This window comes from Maribacter zhoushanensis, from assembly GCF_029350975.1.
GTDB classification, from domain to species: Bacteria; Bacteroidota; Bacteroidia; order Flavobacteriales; family Flavobacteriaceae; genus Maribacter; species Maribacter zhoushanensis.
The window spans coordinates 38,760-63,287 of sequence record NZ_JARKMR010000009.1 but is presented as its reverse complement, the minus strand read 5'-3'; the positions used below and the strand labels follow the sequence as shown (position 1 = coordinate 63,287).

General features: G+C 34.5%; 25 protein-coding genes. 19 read left to right on the top strand and 6 right to left on the bottom strand.

Annotated features, from left to right (window positions below; all coding sequences use genetic code 11):
• The first annotated feature begins 165 nt into the window (after positions 1–165).
• The 4 genes from PXD56_RS17890 to PXD56_RS17875 all read left to right on the top strand — a co-directional run bounded on the left by PXD56_RS17890 (position 166) and on the right by PXD56_RS17875 (position 4,032).
• Positions 166–819 (top strand): TetR family transcriptional regulator C-terminal domain-containing protein, encoded by a 654-nt coding sequence (locus PXD56_RS17890; RefSeq protein ID WP_276494695.1) that lies wholly within the window; start codon positions 166–168, stop codon positions 817–819.
• Positions 820–834: 15 nt separating this feature from the next.
• Positions 835–2,145 carry an ABC1 kinase family protein gene (locus tag PXD56_RS17885; protein ID WP_276494694.1) on the top strand — a complete coding sequence of 437 codons (1,311 nt, stop codon included), beginning with the start codon at positions 835–837 and terminating at the stop codon, positions 2,143–2,145.
• Positions 2,146–2,261: 116 nt separating this feature from the next.
• Positions 2,262–3,272, top strand: a complete 1,011-nt coding sequence (locus PXD56_RS17880; RefSeq protein ID WP_276494693.1) for a 3-oxoacyl-ACP synthase III family protein — start codon at positions 2,262–2,264, stop codon at positions 3,270–3,272.
• Positions 3,273–3,672: 400 nt separating this feature from the next.
• Complete coding sequence (locus PXD56_RS17875; RefSeq protein ID WP_276494692.1) at positions 3,673–4,032, top strand: CoA-binding protein; 360 nt, start codon at positions 3,673–3,675, stop codon at positions 4,030–4,032.
• On the opposite strand, the gene PXD56_RS17870 is transcribed toward PXD56_RS17875, so the two are convergent.
• Positions 4,029–5,516 (bottom strand): sodium:solute symporter, encoded by a 1,488-nt coding sequence (locus PXD56_RS17870; RefSeq protein WP_276494691.1) that lies wholly within the window; start codon positions 5,514–5,516, stop codon positions 4,029–4,031. The genes PXD56_RS17875 and PXD56_RS17870 overlap by 4 nt on opposite strands.
• Before the next feature lie 202 nt (positions 5,517–5,718).
• On the opposite strand from PXD56_RS17870, the gene recR reads away from it, so the two are divergent.
• From recR to PXD56_RS17800, 14 genes are all read left to right on the top strand, one after another.
• On the top strand, positions 5,719–6,339 hold the full coding sequence (recR, locus tag PXD56_RS17865; protein WP_276494690.1) for a recombination mediator RecR: 621 nt from the start codon (positions 5,719–5,721) through the stop codon (positions 6,337–6,339).
• 89 nt (positions 6,340–6,428) lie between these two features.
• Positions 6,429–7,868: a dihydrolipoamide acetyltransferase family protein gene (locus tag PXD56_RS17860; RefSeq protein WP_276494689.1), complete on the top strand. Its 1,440-nt coding sequence runs from the start codon at positions 6,429–6,431 to the stop codon at positions 7,866–7,868.
• Positions 7,869–8,069: 201 nt separating this feature from the next.
• The gene (locus tag PXD56_RS17855; protein ID WP_276494688.1) at positions 8,070–8,846 is read left to right on the top strand and encodes a 3'-5' exonuclease; all 777 of its coding nucleotides are present in this window, start codon (positions 8,070–8,072) and stop codon (positions 8,844–8,846) included.
• A gap of 1 nt (position 8,847) precedes the next feature.
• Complete coding sequence (locus tag PXD56_RS17850; protein ID WP_276494687.1) at positions 8,848–9,762, top strand: carboxypeptidase-like regulatory domain-containing protein; 915 nt, start codon at positions 8,848–8,850, stop codon at positions 9,760–9,762.
• A 6-nt stretch (positions 9,763–9,768) separates the two neighbouring features.
• Positions 9,769–10,380 (top strand): fumarylacetoacetate hydrolase family protein, encoded by a 612-nt coding sequence (locus PXD56_RS17845; RefSeq protein WP_276494686.1) that lies wholly within the window; start codon positions 9,769–9,771, stop codon positions 10,378–10,380.
• Positions 10,380–10,718 (top strand): Hpt domain-containing protein, encoded by a 339-nt coding sequence (locus PXD56_RS17840; RefSeq protein WP_276494685.1) that lies wholly within the window; start codon positions 10,380–10,382, stop codon positions 10,716–10,718. Before PXD56_RS17845 ends, PXD56_RS17840 begins: the two co-directional genes overlap by 1 nt.
• Complete coding sequence (locus PXD56_RS17835) at positions 10,718–11,968, top strand: competence/damage-inducible protein A (protein ID WP_276494684.1); 1,251 nt, start codon at positions 10,718–10,720, stop codon at positions 11,966–11,968. Before PXD56_RS17840 ends, PXD56_RS17835 begins: the two co-directional genes overlap by 1 nt.
• A 69-nt stretch (positions 11,969–12,037) precedes the next feature.
• Complete coding sequence (gene rpmB / locus PXD56_RS17830; RefSeq protein ID WP_036155860.1) at positions 12,038–12,277, top strand: 50S ribosomal protein L28; 240 nt, start codon at positions 12,038–12,040, stop codon at positions 12,275–12,277.
• Between the two features lie 21 nt (positions 12,278–12,298).
• Positions 12,299–12,481: a 50S ribosomal protein L33 gene (rpmG, locus tag PXD56_RS17825; protein WP_058105695.1), complete on the top strand. Its 183-nt coding sequence runs from the start codon at positions 12,299–12,301 to the stop codon at positions 12,479–12,481.
• A gap of 35 nt (positions 12,482–12,516) precedes the next feature.
• Entirely contained in the window at positions 12,517–12,669 is a 153-nt protein-coding gene (locus PXD56_RS17820; protein ID WP_071340023.1) for a DUF4295 domain-containing protein, read from the top strand.
• A gap of 86 nt (positions 12,670–12,755) precedes the next feature.
• A complete protein-coding gene (gene ftsY / locus PXD56_RS17815; protein ID WP_036155858.1) occupies positions 12,756–13,712 on the top strand; it encodes a signal recognition particle-docking protein FtsY in 957 nt (318 codons plus the stop codon).
• Positions 13,713–13,771: 59 nt separating this feature from the next.
• Positions 13,772–14,596 carry a DUF2911 domain-containing protein gene (locus PXD56_RS17810; protein ID WP_276494683.1) on the top strand — a complete coding sequence of 275 codons (825 nt, stop codon included), beginning with the start codon at positions 13,772–13,774 and terminating at the stop codon, positions 14,594–14,596.
• A 4-nt stretch (positions 14,597–14,600) separates the two neighbouring features.
• Positions 14,601–16,277 carry an amidase family protein gene (locus tag PXD56_RS17805; protein ID WP_276494682.1) on the top strand — a complete coding sequence of 559 codons (1,677 nt, stop codon included), beginning with the start codon at positions 14,601–14,603 and terminating at the stop codon, positions 16,275–16,277.
• Positions 16,278–16,292: 15 nt separating this feature from the next.
• A complete protein-coding gene (locus PXD56_RS17800; RefSeq protein WP_276494681.1) occupies positions 16,293–17,138 on the top strand; it encodes a metallophosphoesterase in 846 nt (281 codons plus the stop codon).
• A gap of 10 nt (positions 17,139–17,148) precedes the next feature.
• On the opposite strand, the gene PXD56_RS17795 is transcribed toward PXD56_RS17800, so the two are convergent.
• Both PXD56_RS17795 and PXD56_RS17790 read right to left on the bottom strand, forming a co-directional pair.
• Positions 17,149–17,751 (bottom strand): nitroreductase family protein, encoded by a 603-nt coding sequence (locus PXD56_RS17795; RefSeq protein ID WP_276494680.1) that lies wholly within the window; start codon positions 17,749–17,751, stop codon positions 17,149–17,151.
• A gap of 84 nt (positions 17,752–17,835) precedes the next feature.
• Positions 17,836–19,026 carry a serine hydrolase domain-containing protein gene (locus PXD56_RS17790; protein ID WP_276494679.1) on the bottom strand — a complete coding sequence of 397 codons (1,191 nt, stop codon included), beginning with the start codon at positions 19,024–19,026 and terminating at the stop codon, positions 17,836–17,838.
• Between the two features lie 51 nt (positions 19,027–19,077).
• Here PXD56_RS17790 and rimO point away from each other — a divergent pair, with 51 nt between their 5' ends.
• A complete protein-coding gene (gene rimO, locus PXD56_RS17785; protein ID WP_276494678.1) occupies positions 19,078–20,382 on the top strand; it encodes a 30S ribosomal protein S12 methylthiotransferase RimO in 1,305 nt (434 codons plus the stop codon).
• Between the two features lie 208 nt (positions 20,383–20,590).
• Here rimO and PXD56_RS17780 read toward each other — a convergent pair whose 3' ends face one another.
• From PXD56_RS17780 to PXD56_RS17770, 3 genes are all read right to left on the bottom strand, one after another.
• Positions 20,591–21,817, bottom strand: a complete 1,227-nt coding sequence (locus PXD56_RS17780; protein WP_276494677.1) for a DUF3999 family protein — start codon at positions 21,815–21,817, stop codon at positions 20,591–20,593.
• Positions 21,804–24,170 carry a DUF2339 domain-containing protein gene (locus PXD56_RS17775; RefSeq protein ID WP_276494676.1) on the bottom strand — a complete coding sequence of 789 codons (2,367 nt, stop codon included), beginning with the start codon at positions 24,168–24,170 and terminating at the stop codon, positions 21,804–21,806. Before PXD56_RS17775 ends, PXD56_RS17780 begins: the two co-directional genes overlap by 14 nt.
• A 159-nt stretch (positions 24,171–24,329) precedes the next feature.
• Positions 24,330–24,524, bottom strand: a complete 195-nt coding sequence (locus PXD56_RS17770) for a DUF4177 domain-containing protein (protein WP_276494675.1) — start codon at positions 24,522–24,524, stop codon at positions 24,330–24,332.
• Between the last annotated feature and the right edge of the window lie 4 nt (positions 24,525–24,528).

Here is a 24,528-nt window from a genome sequence, read left to right as displayed (position 1 = left end):
ATGAAAAAGAATTTTACGCATAATCACATGTTGATTATTTATTGGTTAGGTTGTTTAGGAACGTGCTATCACCTGATAGCACGTTTTTATTAAATATAAGCTAATGTTTCATAAAAACTTCTAACTGTGAAATCTGCATCGTACCTTATAATAAAATAATTAGATATGTCTGCTAAAGCTAAAAAAGTAACAAAAGATTCAATCATTACTATGTTCATGGACTACGTGCTTGAGCACGAGCAATTACCAAAGACGGTCTACAAGTTCTGTAAAGTAAACGCTATTGAAGAATCAGATTTTTACCTATACTATGGTTCAATCAATGCACTAAAAAAAGGAATTTGGAATACTTTCTTTGAAAACACGGTAAATGTTATTCATAAAAATGCCGAGTATCAAGAATTTACGAATAGAGATAAAATGCTCACCTTCTTTTACACCTTTTTTGAAGTACTTACTTTAAATAGAAGTTATGTATTGTTTGTCATGGATAATGCCGCAAGCCCTCTTAAAAGTTTAGAACAATTAAAGGATTTAAGAAAGAATGTAAAAGAATATGCAAAAGGCTTAATTGCTGATGGTAATGCCGATAAGAACTTGAAAATTACGAAGCATAATCCGCAATTATTTTCAGAAGGGGCGTGGTTGCAAACCATGTTTTTAATGAATTTCTGGAAATCTGACGACTCCGCTTCATTTGAAAAAACAGATGTTGCCATTGAAAAATCTGTCAATACCATTTTTGATGTATTTGATAATACACCTTTAGAGAATATTCTGGATTTTGGAAAATTCCTTTATAAAGAAAAGTTTGCCTAATCTAATACATACAGCATGAAAACTTTAGATAAAATACCTACCGGAAAAATAGAGCGGGCAAGTAAACTGGTAAAGACCGGTGCAAAGATCGGCGGTAATTATGCCAAGTATATTGGTAAGAAAATTATTAATCCGGATACTACAAAAGATGAGTTGAATGAAGATAATGCCGCAGACATATATGACGGATTAAAATCATTGAAGGGTAGTGCGCTTAAAGTTGCACAGATGCTGAGCATGGAAAAGAATTTACTGCCAAATGCATATGTAGAAAAGTTTTCGCTGTCACAATTTTCAGTTCCCCCTTTATCTGCTCCATTGGTTAGAAAGACATTTAAAAAGTATTTAGATAAATATCCTGAAGATGTTTTTGATACGTTCGATAAAGATTCTATAAACGCTGCCAGTATAGGTCAGGTGCATAAGGCAACTAAAGACGGTAAGAACTTAGCTGTAAAAATTCAATATCCCGGTGTTGCCCAAAGTATAAGTAGCGATTTGGCAATAGTGAAACCTATTGCAATCCGTATGTTCAATTTACAAGGAAAAGATTCCGATAAATATTTTAAAGAAGTTGAAAATAAATTGGTTGAAGAAACCGATTATATCTTAGAAGTAGCTCAAAGTAAAGAGATTACTGAGGCGTGCAAAGTAATACCAAACATTAATTTTCCTGAATATTATACAGACCTTTCAAGTCAGCGCATTATTACGATGGACTGGATGACAGGAAAGCATTTAAGTGAATTTACAAAAGCTGGTTTTTCTCAAGCTACCGGCAATAAATTGGGTCAGGCATTATGGGATTTCTATATGTTTCAAATTCATGGGTTGCGAAAAGTTCATGCCGATCCGCATCCAGGTAATTTTTTGGTGAATGAAGAAGAAGAACTTATTGCTATTGACTTTGGTTGTATTAAAGAAGTACCAGATTCTTTTTATGTTCCTTATTTTGAACTTGCAAGGGCAGAAGTGATATCAGATGATGAAAAATTTACAGAAAAACTGTACGAGCTTGAAATCTTAATGCAGACCGATACCCCGGAAGATATATTATTTTTTAAATCTATATTTCACCAATTGTTAAGCTTATTTACATCACCGTTTCATAATGAGGATTTTGATTTTGGCGATGAGGTTTTTTGGGGAAAAATAGCAGATTTAGGAGAACAGTTTTCTTCGGATAAGCAAATACGTAAAATGAACGGTAATAGAGGTTCAAAGCACTTTTTGTACATGAACCGTACATTTTTTGGACTTTATAATTTACTACATGATCTAAAGGCATATATTAAGGTAAACGATTACAAGAAATATTTAAACTAACTATTTTACTGTTCTAGCAAGCTAGATGATCGTTATGTTTTCATAAAAATTTCTTAATAGTTGTTTATATTGCAACACTAATTCAACCTGAGGTTTATCAGGATTAAAATATTACTATGTATAATTCAAAAATAATCGGCTTAGGTCATTATGTACCTGAAAACGTAGTGACAAACGATGATTTGTCAAAAGTGATGGATACTAATGATGCTTGGATTCAAGAAAGAACCGGTATTAAAGAAAGAAGACATGTAGTTAAGGGTGATGGAGACACAACCACAACTATGGGTGTAAAAGCCGCTAAAATTGCTATTGAAAGAGCAGGTATAGATAAAGACGATATTGATTTTATCGTTTTTGCCACATTGAGTCCTGATTATTATTTTCCTGGTCCTGGTGTATTAGTGCAACGAGATTTAGGTATTAAAACCGTAGGTGCATTAGATGTGCGTAATCAATGTTCTGGTTTTGTATATGCAATTTCTATTGCAGATCAGTATATAAAAACGGGTATGTACAAAAATGTACTTGTTATAGGTTCAGAATTACATTCTCACGGATTGGATATGACTACCAGAGGTAGGGGAGTATCTGTAATTTTTGGTGATGGTGCCGGCGCGGCAGTATTGACTAGAGAAGAAGATACTACAAAAGGTATTTTGTCTACGCATTTACATTCAGAAGGTCAGCATGCAGAAGAGTTATCTTTAATTGCACCTGGTATGGGTAATAGATGGGTAACGGATATCATGGAGGACAATGATCCAAATGATGAATCTTACTTTCCGCATATGAATGGTCAGTTTGTATTTAAAAATGCTGTAGTTCGCTTTAGCGAAGTCATAGTAGAAGGATTGGAGAAAAATAAATTAAATGCAGCCGATATTGATTTATTGGTACCGCATCAAGCCAATTTGAGAATATCTCAATTTATTCAAAAGAAATTTCAGCTTAGTGATGACCAGGTTTTCAATAATATTATGAAATATGGTAACACAACCGCTGCATCTATTCCTATTGCACTTACAGAAGCTTGGGAAGAAGGTAAGGTAAAAAGTGGTGACCTAGTGGTATTAGCCGCATTTGGTAGTGGTTTTACTTGGGGTAGTGTTATGATTAAGTGGTAAAAATAAAGCACCCATAGCTTAAGCAATGGGTGCTATATAGTTTTACTTAATAAGAAAAAACCAACCAATCTTCTTTATTAAACATCCCTATATAAAGTAATAGACGTAATTATGTTTTAAATGTTACTATAGGATTCGTTTTGCTATCGTAAAGTGGAGTTTTTGTGATACGAAGTTCTTTTTTTAGCAAAGTGTTTAAAATAAAGAAACCCGAACATTCCAAAATAAATTGGAAGCCGGGCTTCAAATGCTGATAGGCTATACTAAACACTAACCATTAACTATAAACATATAGCGTTACCAACAATATTTTTAAACTCGTAAGAGTATCTAACTTTACTAATAGACGAAATATTGTCTGATTAGTTACATATTAGTGAACTTTTAACATTTTTTTATCATGAAAAAGACCCTTGTGTTCGGAGCCTCTTTAAAACCAAATCGATATAGCAACATTGCCATACATCGACTCGTAGATTCGGGTGTAGAAACCTTGGCTTATGGTTTAAGAGAAGGTGAGGTTTCTGGTGTCAATATCAGTAATACTTTAGACAAAATTAGTGATATTCATACAATTACCCTATATATAAATCCAAAAAGACAAGAAGAATATTATCAACACATCATTTCTTTAGCTCCAAAAAGGGTGATTTTTAATCCCGGAACCGAAAACCCTGAGTTTTATAAATTACTAGAAAACAATGGTGTAGAGGTGGATGTAGCGTGTACTTTAGTGCTTTTGGGAACTCGTCAATACTAAGCGATATCCTTGATTTTGGTAGTTGTATTTTTTTTACGAATGAGCCATAATCCTACAAAGGTTAGCAGACCATTCAACGGTAAAAGTTCATAACCGAAGATGTAGCCGCCAAAATAAGAACTGGGTAGCTTAGCTAAAACAAGAATAATTGTCACACAAACTAGGGCTACGATCCAAACATACTTGTCCTTAATTTGGTGCTTGGTAAATATGCCGAAAGAGAATAATCCCAATAATGGACCATAGGTGTATGAAGCAACGGTAAGAAGCCCGTCAATTACATTTTTATCCAATATATACTTAAATGAAATTACCACTAGAATCAATAATACGCTCATGCCAATATGCGTAATTCTACGAATCTTTTTTGCTGCTTGTTCAGGTTTCTTTTCTGTGTCAAGAAAATCTACGCAGAAAGAGGTGGTCAACGAAGTAAGTGCGCTATCGGCACTACTGTAGGCTGCGGCAATTAAGCCTAACATAAAAGTAACGGCTACGGTTATGCCTAATCCACTATTTAGCGCAATTTCAGGAAATAGAAGGTCAGATTTGGGAGACCCGTCCATCAAGGGTAGCGCAATACTGTGTGCATCTGCATAAATGAAAAGTAGTGCGCCTAATAGCATAAATATAAAAGTGACTACGACCAATACAATACTAAAGCTAACCATGTTTTTTTGGGCTTCACCTAGATTTCTACACGTTAAGTTTTTTTGCATCATATCTTGATCAAGTCCTGTCATACAAATGGTAATGAACATTCCGCCCAAGAATGATTTTACCAAATGGTTTTTAGAAGAAAGGTCATCGGTAAAAAATGTTTTGCTGTACTGTCCTAATTCAGGGGAGTTTAAAAACTCAATGAATGTCCAGTTCATTTTATCCAATATAAAATAGATAGAGAGTCCAACGGAAACTAACATAAACAAGGTCTGTAAGGTGTCCGTCCAAACTATAGTCTTTATTCCGCCTTTAAAAGTATAGATCCAAATAAGTAGAATAGAGAGAATTACGGTAATTTCAAAGGGAACATTCCAAGCATCGAATACAAACTGTTGCAAAACAATAGCGACTAGGAACAAACGAAATGCTGCCCCAAGAACACGAGAAATGAAAAAAGAAATTGCACCTACTTTATAACTAACAAAGCCAAACCTATTATCTAAGTACTCATAAATAGAAGTTACGTTTTGTTTGTAGTAAATAGGTAGAAGTACAAAGGCAGTAACCATATAGCCAAGAAAGTACCCAAATACCACTTGCATGTAACTAAATTGCGAAACATCTACCCAGCCCGGTACAGAAATAAATGTTACCCCAGAAAGTGAAGCTCCTACCATACCAAAAGCTACCAAGTACCAAGGTGATTGTTTACCGGCCTTAAAGAAATCTTCGTTAGAGTCATTTTTACCAGTGAAGTATGAAATGACCAAGAGTAAAACGAAGTAACCGGTAATCAATAATAAGATATGAGAAGCGTTCATGCTGTAAAATTTGCGGCAAATTACAAAAAGTTAAATGAGGTACGGTAAAGAGATTTATCGCCATTAAATTAAACACAAAAATAGATTTAGTAGAAGTGTAGAAAATGATAGTGTCAATGATATATGTGTTTTTGTTAAATTTTAAGAAAACTATACGATTAGCTTTTCAAGTTTAATCGTAAATTTATGGCCATATTAGCCTATGGATTTTTCATCAAAATTATTGGAAAACGCAGTGTATGAAGTTTCGCAGTTACCTGGTATTGGTAAGCGAACTGCATTACGTTTGGTATTGCACTTGTTGAAACAACCAGAGCAACGCACAGAAAACCTTTCTACATCTTTGGTAGATTTAAGGGGTAGAATTCAATTTTGTGAGAATTGCCACAATATTTCAGACACTACAATGTGTGAAATATGTGCAAATCCTAAGAGAGATAGTGCATTGGTATGTGTTGTTGAAGATATTAGAGATGTAATGGCAATTGAAAACACTGGTCAGTTTAGAGGAAAATATCATGTACTAGGTGGTAAGATTTCGCCAATGGAAGGTATAGGTCCCCAAAATCTGAAAATAGGAACCTTAATTGATAAAGTAAGAAAGGGCGTAATAAAGGAGTTAATTTTTGCGTTGAGTTCTACTATGGAGGGCGATACTACCAATTTTTACATTTTTAGACAACTAGAGGGCTTAGATGTAAAAACATCTACGATAGCAAGAGGAATAGCCGTTGGCGATGAATTGGAATATGCAGATGAGGTCACTCTTGGAAGAAGTATCTTAAATAGAGTGCCATTTGAAGGGTCGTTAAGACAAGATTAGTATCTATTTTTCGTTAAATATCAATAAAAAGGTATTTATTTTATTATTTTTGCAAAAAACATAAACAAAACAAGCTTTAAATTATCGATATGTCAAAATTTGAATTGAAACTACCACGTATGGGAGAGAGTGTTGCAGAAGCAACATTGACGTCATGGTTGAAAGAGGTAGGCGATACGATTGAGATGGATGAGGCCATTTTTGAAATTGCTACGGATAAGGTTGATAGTGAAGTGCCAAGTGAAGTTGATGGTGTTTTAATTGAAAAATGCTTTAATGTTGATGACGTTGTAGAGGTAGGGCAAACTGTTGCAATAATTCAAGTAGGAGGGGATGTTGATGTTAGTGATGTTGCGGATACTGTTCATGAAGTAGAAGAGCCAGAGCCGGTTCTACAAGAAATGGTGGCTGCTGCAGAATCAGTGGTAATGCATGCAAGGGCAGAGACATCTACCGTTCAGTTAAATGGAACCTCTGATCGTTTTTATTCTCCGCTAGTTAAGAACATAGCAAAAGAAGAAGGTATTTCTTTTGAAGTACTGGAGACAATTCCTGGAACAGGAAAAGACGGTAGGGTTACCAAAGATGATATATTAAACTACGTTAAAACCGGAGATAGTAAACCTGTTGAAAAAGTTGCTGCTCCAGAAAGGGTAGTTGTACAAGATAGGGTAGAGGTACCGGTTAAGGTTGCAGAGCCAACACCTGCACAAGAGAAAGTTGCAGTACCTGAAGTTGCGGCTAAAGCAGCACCAGTAGCACCGGCGCCAACTCCAGCAAGCAAGCCCGCTCCAGAAAAACCTAAAATGCAAGTTTCTCGTGGAGATGAGGTAGTACCCATGACCAGAATGGGCAAATTAATTGCCAAGCATATGACAGATAGTGTAACAACATCTGCACATGTACAAAGTTTTATAGAAGTAGATGTAACCAATATTGTTACATGGCGTAATAAAATTAAAGATGCTTTCTTTAAGAGAGAAGGAGAGAAATTTACGTTCACTCCAATTTTTATGGAGGCCGTAGCTATGGCATTGAAGAAATATCCAATGATGAATATTTCTGTTGATGGTGATACCGTTATAAAAAAGAAGAATATTAATATAGGTATGGCGGCAGCATTACCAGATGGTAATTTAATAGTACCAGTAATTAAAAATGCCGATCAGTTAAATTTACTGGGTATAGCTAAAGTTGTAAATGACTTGGCAAACCGTTCTAGAAATAATGAGCTTAAGCCAGATGAGGTGCAGGGCGGTACGTATACCGTAACCAATGTTGGTACTTTTGGTAGTGTATTTGGAACTCCAATAATCAATCAGCCACAGGTAGGTATTATGGCATTGGGTGCTATAAGAAAGATTCCTTCGGTTATTGAAACATCGGAAGGCGATGTAATTGCTGTACGTAGCAAAATGTATTTATCTCACAGTTATGATCACAGGGTTGTAAACGGTGCTTTAGGTAGTATGTTCGCAAAAGCTGTAGCAGATTACTTAGAAGCTTGGGATGTAAACAGAGAGGTGTAAACCTAGAATCATATTATAATTACAAACACCCCATTATACAAAATGTATAATGGGGTGTTTGTTTTTGTAACAGTTTGGGCTAAATAAAATAGAGTTGATCAGCGTTCTTCTAAACTTTTTTAATCTAGAAATAAAATTAATCGCAAGTAACTTTATGTGCCTAATAAACGAAAGTGTATTTTTGTTAAAAGTAGAACTTGTATGGAATTAAAGCTTACCAGACCCATTTGCTTCTTTGATTTAGAGACAACTGGGATCAATGTAGCAAAAGATCGTATTGTTGAAATAGCGATATTAAAGGTATATCCTAACGGAAATAAGGAAAGTAAAACATGGTTGGTGAATCCGGAGATGGAGATACCAGAAGAGGTAATTGCCGTTCATGGTATTACCAATGAAAAGGTAGCTAACGAGCCAACATTTAAAGAGCTTTCTAAAGAAATCTATAAGATTATAAAGGATAGCGATTTAGGCGGATTTAATTCTGACCGATTTGATATTCCATTATTGGCAGAAGAACTATTACGTGCAGATATTGATTTTGATATGAAAAATACGGTATCTGTAGATGTGCAGACCATTTTTCATAAAATGGAAAAGCGCACACTTGAAGCTGCGTATAAGTTTTATTGTGACAAAAATCTTACAGATGCCCATAGTGCTGCTGCAGATACCAATGCTACTTATGAGGTGCTGCTTTCTCAGTTAGATAGATATCCTGATTTAGAAAACAATATTAAAAAACTATCAGAATTTTCAAGAAGAAAGCAATCTGTAGATTTTGCCGGTTTTATTGCATTAGATGAAGATGGTGAAGAGGTATTTTCATTTGGTAAGCATAAAGGTAAAAAAGTGCATGCTGTTTTAGAAAAAGAACCAGGTTATTTTGGTTGGATGCTTAACGCGGATTTTCCATTGTACACCAAAAAGATTCTTACTCAAATTAAACTGAGCAAACTCAATAATAAATTAGGTTAAAATGAGAATTTGTTTAGTATTGTTTTTATTGATAATGGGTGTTGGTCATGCTCAAGAAGTTTTGGTAGAAGGGCATGTATATGATGATAAAACGAAAACTGCTGTGCCATATGCTAATATTAGTTTTCTAAAAACGCTTAAAGGAACCTCTAGTGACGAAGAAGGATATTTTTATATAGATGTACCTGAATCGTATTTAGAGCGTGAGGTGCATATTTCAGCTTTAGGTTTTAAAGACACGATAATGCCTGCAAGGGTAATTTCAGAAAAGAAGAAAATTTACATGAAAGAAGAAACTTTTGAGCTTGAAGAAGTTGTGGTTTCTCAAAGCTTAGGAGATTCACAAGTGTTGAATCCTGTGAGTTCATATAGTATTAAGAGCGGATTTTCTTCAGCCGAAACCCCTTGGGTATTGGCGTTGTATTTTCCAAATATAGGTGCTGCTAAAAAGTATTTACAGAAAATTACTATTCATGTACAACAGAACAGTAAGTTTAAAAGAGCTTCATCTAAATTTAGGTTACGTGTTTATGATGTAGATAAAAAAACACGTAAACCGGATCATGATTTAATTCGTAAAAGCATTATTTTAGAAAGTTCTACAGAAGAAGATTATGTCTCTATAGATCTTTCTAGTATGGGTATAAGAATGCCAGATGAAGGTGTGTATATTGGTCTAGAATGGATTTTTCTTCCTTATAACTGGTATACGAATACATATAAGCATGCTATTACAAATAAGAAAGTGGTAGAAGATCGTTTTGCACCTACATTCGCTGCGGTATATCAAAAGAACCAAAATTTTAAAACTATGGTTTACGGTATGGGCGAGTGGAATGAATTTGGAATAAAGGCACCAGGTAATAACGAAAATTTAATACCGGCCATTAGTTTAAAATTGTCTAAGAAAAAATAAGTCCCAATGAAAATTATATGTATAGGTAGAAATTACGCGGCACATATTAATGAGCTTAAGAATGAAAGACCAGAGGAACCGGTTGTTTTTATAAAGCCAGATTCATCGGTATTGCCAAAACAGCAAGATTTCTATATTCCAGAATTTTCGGATAATGTGCATTATGAAGTTGAGGTCTTGGTGAAAATTAAAAAAGTTGGTAAGCATATCAGTAAAGAATTTGCGCCTACATATTATGATGAAGTTGGATTGGGAATTGATTTTACGGCAAGAGATTTGCAATCTAAATTAAAAGAAAAAGGGCTGCCTTGGGAAAAAGCGAAAGGATTTGATGGTGCTGCGGTAATAGGAGAATGGTTGCCTAAAACTGATTTCAAGGATATTAATAACCTTAATTTTAAGCTTACAAAAAATGACCAGGTCGTGCAAGAAGGCAATACAAGTCTAATGCTTTGGAAGGTAGATGAAATAATTGCCTATGTTTCAACGTTCTTTATGTTAAAAAAAGGAGATATTATTTTTACCGGAACACCTGCGGGTGTTGGGAAAATAAGTCCAAATGACTATCTTACGGGTAGTTTGGAAGATAAAGAGCTTTTTACCTTAAAAATTAAATAATGATTTATAACCTGGATAAGATTAACGAGATGGCAGAGGGGGATCAGGATTTTATAAATTCTGTTATATCTGTTTTTTTGGAAGAAGTACCTGAAGATTTAGAAGCTTTAGAAAAAGCCCTTGAAGAAAAAGACCATGACCAAGTGTATAAACTTGCGCATAAAATAAAGCCAAATGTAGATTTGTTAGGAATGGAACAAACACGTGCCATAGCCTTAGAATTAGAAACTTTGGGTAAGCAAGAGGCAAATATGGCTGAGATTGAAAAAAGATTTCCAATGCTAAAGACAGATATAAATCAGGTTGTGGCAGAATTAAAAAATGACTTTCAGTTATAATGCTTGCCGAAATAATTACAATTGGCGATGAAATTCTCATTGGTCAAGTTATAGATACCAATTCCGCATTTATTGGTAAAGAACTGAATAAAATAGGCATTTCCGTTTATCAAATTACTTCAATACAAGATGAACGCACGCATTTGTTAAATGCTTTTAAAGATGCATCAGAACGTGTAGATGTCGTCATCATTACCGGTGGGCTAGGACCTACTAAAGATGATATTACCAAACACACTTTATGCGAGTTCTTTAATGATCAACTTGTTGAGAACGCAGAAGTGCTGGCACATGTAGAAGAATTGTTTGCAAAATATATAAGTAACACCCCAATATCCGATATTAATAGAATGCAAGCCTTGGTGCCTAGTAAGGCTGAGGTTTTGCATAATGCCAATGGTACAGCTCCTGGAATGTTGATAAGGGAAAATGAGGTTACATTTATTTCAATGCCCGGTGTGCCTTTTGAAATGAAGCGCCTAATGACTGAATCTGTGATTCCTAAATTGGCATCTTATTATAAAAGACCACATATCATCCATAGAACTGTAGTTACCTATGGTATGGGTGAAAGTGCAATTGCCAAGCGCATAGAAGCTTGGGAAGATGCGTTGCCTTCTCATATTAAATTAGCTTATTTGCCTAATTTGGGCAAGGTGAGGTTACGTTTATCTAGTAAGGGACCTGATTTTGATGAACTGGAATCTGCAATGAGCGCCGAAATTGAAAAATTATATCCGTTGATTAACGATATTATCTTTGGACTTGAAGATGATGAAAGTTTAGAGGAGATCGTTGCTAAAATGTTGACCGGTAAAAATTTGACCTTGTCTACCGCAGAAAGTTTTACGGGAGGTAAAATTGCGGAGAAAATTACTTCAATGCCCGGAGCTTCTAATTATTTTAAAGGTAGCGTTGTCAGTTATGCTACAGAGGCAAAGATTAATGTATTAAATGTGTCTAAGGAAGTTGTAGAACAACATTCTGTTGTTAGTGCGGAAGTTGCTTTGGCAATGGCAAAAGGGGCAAAAGAATTGATGAAAACCGACTTTGCAATAGCTACGACTGGGAATGCAGGACCAACAAAAGGAGATTCTAATGCAGAGGTAGGAACGGTATTTATAGCGATAGATGGTCCTAAGTCTAAATACGTGAAAGAATTTCAAATGGGAAGCACCCGTGAGAGAGTTGTGGAAAAGTCTGTAAATAAGGCATTTGAGCTCCTTCAAAAAGAAATTTTAAAAATGTGATCTTTATTGTTGTTGGAACGATAAAAAAGATATAAATTTGCACCCTGTTTAAAAGAAAAAGTCAGCACGATGTCAAAAGTTTGTGAAATTACGGGTAAGAAGGCGATGTTTGGAAACAATGTTTCGTTTTCCATTAATAAAACTAGAAGAAGATTTGATGTAAATCTATCTAAGAAACGTTTTTACATTCCAGAAGAAGACCGTTGGATAACACTTAAAGTTTCTACAAGAGCTTTAAAAAGTATCAATAAGAAAGGTATATCTGCTGTTTTAAAAGAAGCAAAAGCAAAAGGATTCGTTATTAAGTAATCTGGAAAATAGAGCGATAAGATGGCAAAGAAAGGTAATAGAATACAAGTTATATTAGAATGCACCGAGCATAAAGAATCTGGTCAACCAGGTACTTCAAGATATATCACTACCAAGAATAAGAAGAACACTCCTGAGAGATTGGAAATTAAAAAATTCAATCCTATTCTTAAGAGAATGACCGTTCATAAAGAAATTAAATAGATTTTCACTTTAGAGAATCACAAAAAATATAAGTCATGGCTAAGAAGACCGTAGCAAGTTTACAGACAAGTTCTAAAAGATTGACAAAAGCTATAAAAATGGTTAAGTCACCAAAATCAGGTGCTTACGTTTTTGTAGAACAAGTAATGCCACCAGAATTGGTAGATGCTTGGATTGCCAAGAAATAAGAAATATAACTTTTAGTAGTTATTGAGCCCCTTTCCTACGAAAGGGGCTTTTTAATTTTTATATTTGAATAACCATAGGATAAACAATGAGCTTATTTAAAAAAATATTTTCTTCTCAGAAAAAGGAAACCTTGGATAAAGGTTTGGAAAAAACTAAAACTAGCTTTTTCTCTAAGTTAGGAAAAGCGGTTGCCGGTAAGTCAAAAGTAGATGATGACGTACTTGATAATCTTGAAGAGGTACTGGTTTCTTCAGATGTTGGTGTAGATACTACATTAAAGATAATCGAAAGAATAGAAGCAAGAGTTGCTCGTGACAAGTATGTAGGTACGGATGAGCTAAATTCTATTTTAAGAGCTGAAATTGCTGGTCTTCTTTCTGAAACCAATGACAGCGAAACTGGCGATATTCAAATACCAAAAGATAAAAAACCATATGTAATCATGGTAGTTGGTGTAAATGGTGTTGGTAAAACAACCACTATTGGTAAGCTGGCACATAGATTTAAAAACCAAGGTTTAAAAGTGGTATTAGGTGCTGCAGATACTTTTAGGGCAGCTGCTATTGATCAGTTACAGGTTTGGGCAGATAGGGTAGATGTTCCTATCGTAAAACAGCAAATGGGTAGTGATCCCGCTTCTGTTGCTTTTGATACCTTAAGTTCTGCTGTCACTCAAGATGCAGACGTTGTTATTATAGATACTGCAGGGCGTTTACATAATAAGGTGAACTTAATGAACGAGCTTACCAAGGTTAAACGTGTCATGCAAAAAGTAGTTGAAGATACACCGCATGAAGTATTGTTGGTGCTAGATGGTTCTACAGGTCAAAATGCATTTGAGCAAGCAAAACAATTTACAAAGGCTACAGAAGTAACTGCTTTGGCAATTACCAAATTAGATGGTACGGCAAAAGGTGGTGTGGTTATTGGAATATCTGATCAATTTAAAATACCGGTGAAGTATATTGGTGTAGGGGAAGGTATAGAAGATTTACAGGCATTCAATAAACATGAATTTGTAGATTCATTCTTTAAAATTTAAAATTGAGATACGGCTGGTTCTTACTTCCTCTTTTATTATGTAATCTGAGCAGGGGGCAAATGAACCACCCAAAAGCTAGTCCGTTTGCCAAGATTGAACAAGAAATTGGACTTTCAAAAATTACTATAGAATATTCTAGGCCGTCTGCCAAGGGTCGCACTTTATTTGGTAATCAACCTAACGGAGAACCTGGTCTGGTGCCAAACGGTCGTATTTGGAGGGTAGGAGCCAATGAGTCTACGAAAATTACTTTTAGTACCAATGTATTGGTTAATGGTAAGAAACTTGAAAAAGGTACTTATGCCTTATATGCTTTTCCTGAGGAAGAAGAATGGCAAATAGTTTTTCATAATAATATTACACATTGGGGTGATGGCAGGGCAAAATATAATGCCAAAGAAGATGCATTAAGAATTGGGGTTGTACCTACGCACAAACAAGATTTTCAAGAGACTTTTCTAATTTCGTTCGATGATATTGGTCATAACGGAGCATCTATACATTTAAATTGGGGAACTACTCAAATTGCTTTTCCTGTAAACTTTGATACGAAGTCTATCATGCAAGACCAGATAGTTGAAATGCTATCAAATGCTCCTACGGCACAGACGTATTATGAAATTGCAAGATATTATCAAGAACAAGGTTTAAAGTTGCAAGAAGCGCTAAGTTATGTTGATAAAGCAATTAAACTGCGGGGTGATACCTATTACTTTCATAGAGTACGATCTTTAATATTAGGAGATTTACAAAATTATGAAGCTGCTATTAAGGCATCTAACATTTCTATCAAGTTAGCTGAAAAAGAAGGTAAAGATGAATTTGTTCGCTTGAACAAAAATGATATTGAGCGCTGGAAAGCATTACACCAAACAAATAGATAATCGTATGAAAAAGTATTTTTTGTTATTAGTCATCATTTTATTGAGTGCTTGTAAAAATGAGCAGGAAAATAAAGAAGAAGTAGTTCTTTGGACACCTTATAACGATTCTATTGAAGTTGCTGCTAACGCCGATCATGAAAATGGACGCATGCAATACAAGTTGATACAATCTAAGATTTTAGATAAAAATGAAGTATTTAGTCCGCTATACGAAGAAGTTTCTAAGCTGACGGAAGCGGAGTATCAGAAGTTGCTTCCTATGATTTTGGAGCAAGATATTTTTGTAATTCGAAATCATATCAAAGAAGGTAGGCTTACTTATGAAAATCTGGTTTTGTTTTATTTGCATCGCATCTATAAATATGAACTGGATAATACTACTACCTTAAATACGGTAATTGCTTTAAATAAAGATGTAATAGAACAAGCACGAGAGTTAGATAGGTTAAGTGAAAAGGGGGTGGTAACGAAAATTCAACATCCCATTTATGGTATGCCTATTTTGTTGAAAGACAACATTAATACGTTAGGTATGAAAACTACTGCGGGTTCAATTGCTTTAATGGATAATGAAGTAGATGATTCGTTTATAGTTCAGCAATTAAAAAAGAACGGAGCCTTGATTTTGGGTAAGGTCAACTTAAGTGAATGGGCTTATTTTTTATGCTCAGGTTGCCCTGTGGGGTATAGTGCCTATGGTGGTCAAACTCTAAATCCATATGGACGAAGAGTTTTTGAAACGGGCGGTTCAAGTTCTGGAAGTGGAACTGCTGTAGCAGCTAATTATGCAGTTGCGGCGGTAGGTACTGAGACTTCTGGGTCTATATTGTCGCCAAGTAGCCAAAATTCTGTAGTAGGTCTAAAACCTACAATAGGATTGTTAAGTAGGTCTGGTATTGTTCCTATTTCTAGTACTTTAGATACTTCTGGTCCAATGACAAAAAATGTAAAGGACAATGCAATCTTATTATCGGCAATGTTGGGTTATGATGAATTAGATTCCGCTTCTGTTGAAGATAATTTTCCTGGTGTTTTATCGGCTGGGTTACATCCAATTCCATTTTCTGATATGAGATTAGGTGCAATTAAAGAGTTGATACAAACCGATAGTATTTACAAAAAGACCATAGAGGATTTAAAAGAAGCTGGTGCTACCATAGTTGAATTTACACCGCCAGAAGTTGCTATGAATGGTTTTTTAAGCATTTTAAATATTGATATGCGTAACGATTTGAAGTCGTATCTAAAAGAATATACGGACCCTAAATTGGTGAAAATTTCTTCAGTTACAGATGCGGTTATTTTTAATAATCAAGATTCGTTGGTGAGAATACCCTACGGGCAAGCATTGTTCAATGGTATACTTTCAGATTCTACTACAACTGCTGAATTAGAGGAGATAAAATCTAATCTTGAAAAAAACGGACGCACTTTCTTTGATAATGCGATGGATAAGCACAAGCTAGATGCTGTACTCTCAATTAATAATTATCATGCTGGTTATGCAGCTGTGGCTAAATATCCAGCCTTAACCGTGCCAATGGGTTATAAAAATACGGGAGAGCCAATTAGTTTGACTTTTATAGGAAAACAGTTCTCAGAAGCAAATTTGTTGAGATTAGGGAAATCTTATGAAGAAAAGTTTCCAAATCGAGTGTTGCCAAAAGACTACCAAAACTAAATTTGATGGCTTAAAATGAAAAGAAGGGGTTTTATAAAAAAGACTTTTCGGTGGGTAGCTGGGTTAGGTTTGCTGACGGGATTATATAGTTGGCAGATAGAACCGTTTTGGATGCATTTTGTGTATTTAAAAATGCCTTTAAAAAATTTACCAGATGCGCTAGTTGGTAAAACGGTAATGCAAATCAGTGATATTCATATCGGTAATTCTTTTGATTATCAGTACATAATAGATTCATTTAAAGAAGCTCAAGAATTACATCCAGATTTTGTGGTATATACAGGTGATTATGTTACCTATGAAGATAATGAGCAAATAACACAATTACAAGAGGTACTGCAATATGTGGTTAAAGGGTCATTAGGAACCATTGGTATTTTAGGAAATCATGATTACGGGATTGATTTTGTAGAAGAGCCGGTTGCGCAAAATATTACAGAAAGTTTAGAAGATTCAGGGGTAACTATGTTACGTAATGATGCGGTAGAGATAAACGGACTCAATTTTTTAGGGATGGATGATTTTTGGGGAAGTAATTTTTACCCCGAAAAAACTATGGCAAAATACAATCCTGAATTGGCAAATATTACCCTATGTCACAATCCGGATGTATGTGATCTACCTGTGTGGAATAACTTTAAAGGTTGGATACTTTCAGGTCATACTCATGGCGGACAAGTAAAACCACCTTTTTTGCCACCACTTATTTTACCGGTTAAAAATAAAAATTACGATGCCGGTGTAAAAGATTTAAAAGATGGTAGAACCTTATATATTAATAGTGCTTTAGGTTGTTTACGACAAGTTCGTTTTAATGTAAGACCAGAAATAACGGTATTTGAGCTTTCTAAAGAAGTTTAATAAAAATTGTTTAATCAATAGATTGTATCACGGTATCTGCCGCCAAACGAGATTTACCTATTAAATTAGGTTGTGTGTCATCTTCTAAATGTCTGTAGCCCAAAGCAACTGAAAAGAGTACTTTATGGTCTTCAATATTTAAAATTTCTTTATACTTTTTTGGTTCAATACCTTCCATAGGTGTGGAATCTATTTCCATGCTTGCGCAGGCAGCTAAGAAGAACCCTAAAGTGATATAGACTTGTTGAGATAACCAATTTATGGTTTTCTCTTCGGGTTGAGTTTTTACAAATTGTTTGTAAAATTTTATAGAGTTTTCAAGTAGATTTTCTTCGACCCGCTTTTCAAATTCTTCCAGATTATCCATTACACTAAATACTACCAAATGGCTGGCATCTTTAATCTTGGATGCATTTGAATATGAAGCATTAGCTAATTCATCTTTCACCTGTTTGTTAGAAACGAATGTGAACAACCAAGGTTGGCTGTTAATAGAAGACGGACTTAGTTTTAATATATGTTTTAAATCCGCTATTTGCGAATCGGGAACTCTTCTTGTCGGGTCAAATTTTTTAGTCGTATATCTTGCTTCGGCAATGCTTCTAAAATTCATTTTGCAATTTTGTACAAAAGTAAGGATACTTATTCGCTATGTATTAAATAGGTCATGCCAGATGGTATTTTAAAATGGAAAAATCTATTGCTCCATAATAGCATTTAGTAATCCCCAGATTTCATTATCAAAACTAGAAGGACCTAATAGTTCTTCATTACTGGCTCCGCCCATACGAACAACCACTAAATCTAAACTTGGAACCATATATAATTTTTGGTCGTTGAGCCCTAAGCCGGCATATAAGTCATCAGGTGCATTTGGTATTAAACTGCCTGAATATTCTTCAATAGAACTAGGTAATCTAAAACTACTCTTACCATTTAACCAATACAGGTATCCGTAAGAAAGGTTTAAATTTTGAGAAGTATTGGTCATGGCGTTAAAGTAACTCTGGTCAGAAAGAATAGAGAGTCCGTCCCAATAACCTTCGTTTAAGTTTAAAATACCAAAACGTGCCATGCTTCTAGCGGAACTAAAGAATACATTATTATAGCCTATTTCAATAAATAAGCCTTGCATGCCTATTGGTTCTTTTATTTTTTCTGAGAAATAGGAATTGAAATCGGTTTCCGTAGCATTAGCAATAACATCATCAAGTAATGTGTATGGTGCATTATGGTAATACCAAAAAGTGCTAGGGTCATTTAAATAAGACAGGCATTCTGGCTCTGTACAGAAAATATCATCCATGTTGTAATCTAGACCCGTAGTCATGGTCAATTGATTTTTTATGGTGATGTTCAATTCTTGTTCTAAAGGCATGCTAGACCAACCCTCGCCTAAATAGGTAGAGGTAGTGTCTGTAATATCAAAATACCCTTCTTCTTGAGCAATACCGGTTAACATGGCCGTTAAATTTTTTCCGGCAGAATTCCATGCATGATTATCATCTGACTTAAAATCGCCAAAGTATTTTTCAATAACTATGCGGCCATCTTTTAGTACAATAAAGGCATCGGTGTTATTATTTTCTAAGAAGAAATATAGGTTGCTTACTTCGTCTTCGTTCCAACCTAATGTTTCCATAGATATGGTTTCCCATTCATTAGCTCTTGAAATGGGTGGAAAATATGTTTCTGTAGGTAATGTAGCTGTTACGGGTGGTGTACCACTCTTGCCAGTTTCTGAAGTAGGTTCAGAATCACTTGAGCATGAGGCTACAATTAACGATAGGGCAAATAGCCTGAAATATTGGGAGAATTTCATGGTTAATTTAAGATTTGGGTATACATAAACTGTAATCAAATAAAGATTACAAGTAAATTTGTCCATATCTAACGTTTTTAAATAGCCAAATCGTATTTTTGCACCCCAATTTATATTATGAGGACAAAAACCCTTAAGAAGAACAAAATCAACGTAGTAACTCTAGGTTGTTCAAAGAATGTATATGATTCTGAAGTACTCATGGGCCAATTAAAGGCTAACGACAAAGAAGTTGTGCATGAAGAAGAAGGAAATATAGTTGTAATTAACACCTGTGGCTTTATCGCTAATGCAAAAGAAGAAAGTGTTAATACCATTTTAGAATATGTTCAAAAGAAAGAAGATGGTGCCGTAGATAAAGTTTTTGTTACTGGTTGCTTAAGTGAACGTTACAAGCCAGACTTGCAAAAAGAGATTCCTAATGTAGATGAATACTTTGGTACCAGTGAGTTGCCAGGTTTATTAAAAGCTTTAGGAGCAGATTATAAGCATGAGTTGATAGGTGAACGTTTAACGACCACACCTAAGAACTACGCCTATTTAAAAATTGCAGAAGGTTGTGATAGACCTTGTTCGTTCTGTGCTATACCTTTAATGAGAGGTAAACACAAAAGTACACCTATAGAAGAATTGGTGACGGAAGCAGAAAAACTTGCGGCTAAAGGCGTAAAAGAACTGATTTTGATAGCCCAGGATCTTACATATTATGGGCTAGATTTATACAAGAAGAGAAATCTTGCTGAACTTTTAGAAGCTTTGGTAAAGGTTGAAGGAATAGAATGGATACGTTTGCATTATGCATTTCCTGCAGGTTTCCCAATGGATGTGTTAGATGTGATGAACAGAGAACCAAAGGTTTGTAACTATCTAGATATTCCGTTACAGCATATATCTGACCGTATTCTTAAAAGTATGCGTCGTGGTACTACAGAAGCCAAAACAACGAAATTACTTAAGGAGTTTAGGGCCGCTGTTCCAGAAATGACAATAAGGACTACATTAATTGTTGGGTACCCTGGTGAAACTGAAGAAGATTTTGAGATTCTTAAAAACTGGGTAACCTCTATGCGTTTTGAGCGTTTGGGTTGTTTTACTTATAGTCATGAAGAAAATACCCATGCTTATACTTTGGTAGACGATGTTCCGGAAGAAGTAAAACAAGAGCGTGCTAATATTATCATGGAAATACAATCTCAAATATCTTGGGAATTGAACCAAAAGAAAGTAGGGGAGACGTTTCGTTGTATAATAGATCGTAAAGAAGGAAATCACTTTATAGGAAGAACTGAGTTTGATTCGCCAGATGTAGACAACGAGGTTTTAATTGATGCAACTAAGCATTACGTAAAACAAGGTGAGTTTGTCAATGTAAAGATTACAGAGGCAGCTGATTTTGACCTTTACGGTGAACCGGTTTCATAGTTTAGCTTACTAGGTAGCATAGCTTAAATCCGCACTAATTTTCAGAATTATCTGAAGAGATCAGTAATGTCAGTAGTAATCTAAATTTTATTGCTCTATTTAGTGTTAAAACCTAAATAGAGTTTGCTGTTGCTCGTGGTAATACAAAAAATATTGTTGATATTGAGTTAGCTATGGGCTTATAAGAAAAAGGTTTGTTTTAAATAATCTATAGCTCCTTCTTCATCATACCAATAGTGAAATAGCCAAGCAAGGCGATCACAACACCAATGATTACCCACAACCACCATTTGTTTTCAAAAAGAGGATTGGTTGTTTCAAGTACTGGTTTAGGTATTTTGATTACGTTACCAAAGTCTAGTTTAGTAATATTCTTAGGTAAAGAAACCGTAGTTTTTGAAATATCGTAATTAGGAAAATTAGTATTAGACTTACCATAAACTAAATAGTAAGTAGCTGGTTCTATAAACCTTGTGGTCAATGTATGTATATACCCTTTAAGCTTTGCTCCTGATATTTTTAATGGCTGATTGTCGTTGTTCAACACAATTACTCGCACTTTATTCGCTAACGTACCTGGTAATTGAAAACTATTATCTTCCATAGATGAAAGTGTTCTAGTAGCCAAGGGGCTATAATTATAATAGAACCCTTTTTCGGTCTTTACACTATCTGCTAAGTATTGAATAGAGACAGATCTGTAATAATCAATGTTGTCATCAACGGTTAGTTCCAGTAAGTTTAAAGGAACTCGCTTGTTTAAATCAATATCTATTATAGTTTTCTTTTCCTCTTGGGTGACTTTAAAAGTCTCTATTTTATAATCACGGTATTCCGCAGCCTTTATTGCCTTTTTAAGAATGTTTACTGATGTTAGATTCGGCTTTTCAGCGCTTTTAATCTGTATTCTATAGTATCTATAATTGGCATCGGGAAACTTTAATGTGGTGAACGAATAATTAGTTTGGTCATTATTAATTGACAATATACGATAGTCTTTAAGAATAGTGAACCATTGCTTCTGATATTGGCTTCCTTCAAGAGTTACTTCCCAATTAAAATTTAGGTCTTGTATATTTAATAGTATCTCATTAATGGTTTCTTTTTGCGGCAGTTCATAGGTGTAGAAATAACCTTTAGAGTTATTAACGCTGTTCAGTAGGTTAAAAGATATCTCTGAATTAGAATTTTCTGCTTTAGAAACCTTATGAAGGTAAGGTGCTTCAATAGTATCGTTAGCGGTGACCCCATAAATACGAATGTCACTCATATTGGTATTCACTTCTGAAAATACATCATTTGGTATATCTATGGCATGCCATTGATTCTCTATACCCTTTAATTCTATTTTATTAGAGTACTGTTCCATCTGCCCGAAACAGAAAGAAGTCATCACAAAGGCAAGCATTACCAGTAGTTTATTATTTTGAATCATCTGAAATAATGTGTTTGTATTTGTTGTAAAGAAATGAAATAATCAATAAAAGAACACCTAGAGAAACAAATACGATGGTCTTTGAGATGGTATTTAATGATGATATATCGTAGAAAAACAATTTGATCAATGTGATGGAAAAAAGCGCAATAGCACCAATGCGTAGGTGTTTTTTCTTTTTCCATATGCCTAGAGCAATCAATAAAAGTGCGTAAATACCCCAGAGAATACTGAGCCCTAGTTTATAAGATTGGTTAGAGCCAGATAAATCCATCCAATTCAGTAATTCACTACTTGCTACCCAAATAATTACGGTATGCATCAGAATTTCAAACGGAATTTTATAATTGAATTTAAAGTACTGTTGTTGAGCTAATTTGTAAATAACAAACAATAATAAAGCAAAAAATACAAAGGAGATATACCGAATATAGATGTTGTATATACCTATATTATAATATTCGGCAAGCTCTTGTGTTAGGTAGTTTTCTCGTAATTCGCTTAAGGTATATAGTCCGTCTGTTAAGAATGTCAACGTAATAAATAGTGAGGCAATCAAAGTTGCGATACCCAATATTTTATTTTTAATTTTATGGATATTCGCTAAACTTAAAATACTTATAAAAAAGATTGAATATAATAAGATCCAAATTGATTTCAGGTCTTTTAAATTATAGTTGAATTCAGGGTAGTAACTATCATTATCTGATATTTCTATTTTTGATGCTTGAAATGCATTGTTCCAATACTGTTCAATTTCAAGATAGAACGCAAAGTATAAAGTACTCAGTAACAAGGCGGGTATACCTATGAGCATAATCTTTTGTACCACAGACTTCTTTTCAAGGTCGTTTTTTACTTGAATCCAATTCATGAAGCCAAATGCAGCTGCACAAAGTATAGAAGTTAAAAAGGTAGTGTTTGTAATTAAACTCCAGTTATAAGAAGTAATTCGCCAAGAGTAGGTTTCAGCCCAATCTAATGTAAGACTTAAAAATGCCAAGGCTGCTAAAATATATGATAGGTATTCATAGAAACCTACTTTTTTAGTACGTCCTATCCAAAATAAAAGAGCAGCTTCAAGAGCCCAAATAAGTGTTACCCAGTTACCGTCTAACTGCACAGGTACCGCAATTGTTATAAAAGTGAGTACAAAGCCAGAAGTTAAAAAGAACAGCTTTCTATCTGCTAATTTTCTTTTGAAAATTAGCACGGTTACGGCAAAATGGATTATTGCATTTAATAAGGTAAACAAGCCCAAATAAAATTCGCCGCCTTCGTGATCGTATAGCCAGGCAATGCCAAAACCATAGAAAATGAAAGAATTAAGCATGATGAGAAGAATATCACCAACTTGAAATTTTTCTGATTTTATTAATTTAAAAGCTAGGAATGTAGCGTAGAATAATGAAAAGAATATCGCTAAAAAAGCAAAGCCTAAAGTGAAATCTTCACTATAACTTGAAAATATATACCAAGAACCATAAATAAGCCAAGTGAAAGCAAAGGCTACATAGTAGAGGGCTTTCCAGTATTTTTTAAACGAAATAACTAATAGTCCAATATTGATTAAGGCAATATAGCTGAATAGGGCTGTGACATTACCAGAATCATTACTTAATAGAAATGGAACGGCATAAGCCCCAACAAGACCTATATGTGCAATAATCTGTTTGTTATAATTAATTGCGGCTACTACACCAAAGACGGTGAACAGTAGCATAATGCCAAAGGCTGCCATTTGCGGAAATAAACCATAAAGGTCATAAGCGATAAATGTCAAGAAATACAAAATAGCTAAGGCCCCACTAACAAGTACAGCACTGTAACTTTCGTATTTAGCTTTTAATTTAAATCCAAATCCTAATAACCCTAAGCCTACCAAATAGCCTAATATAATTCTGGTCAGCGGACTAATTAAATTATTTTCTATAGAATATTTTGCACCGATACCAACACCGATTACGGTAATTAGTATTCCAATTTTATTAATAAGATTTTCTCCAATAAATTTCTCTAGGTTAGATTTGCCTTTTGGAAGCTTTATTTTCTTTTCAGGAATCTTTTTAGGTTCTTCTTGTATAGAAGCAATTTCTATTGGAGCTTGAACAGGAGCAGGTGTTTCAATTTCTACTGCTTTATCAGTTATTGAAGCCTCTTTTTCAATACTTCCCACTTCAGGTTTAGTTGTTTGTTCGGTAGGCTCTTCGTTGAATTTTATTGCCTGAGTATTTCTAAGAATTTGAATATCCCTGCGAATTTCATTTACCTCAATATTAAAGTCTTGCTGCTTTTTTAAAAGCAGTTCTAACTTTTGCATTAATGCATTTATTTGATCTTGGTTGTTTGGCATTGGTGGTGGTTTTTGCACTAACAGTTTAGTGTCTTCTATTTTAAACGCAAAAGATGCGAATTTGTTGGGAACGATGCCATGTAGCCATAAAATAAAATATCCCTGAAACGATTTTAGCTGTTTCAGGGATATCTAAACTAGATGTTGTATTTGTGTTTTCTACTTTTCAAAATATAAATAAATATACATTGCCAATCCAAATTCAGTAGTATCGGTGGATACTAAACGCCAGCCATTTTTAGCGTATTCGTTCAATTTTTCTTGAATTTCTTTATTCGATGATTTTGCTAAATGATTTTTGTCAAATGTAAATTTCGAGTAAAAAATAAGGGTTTCAACTTTATATTCTTTCATACAA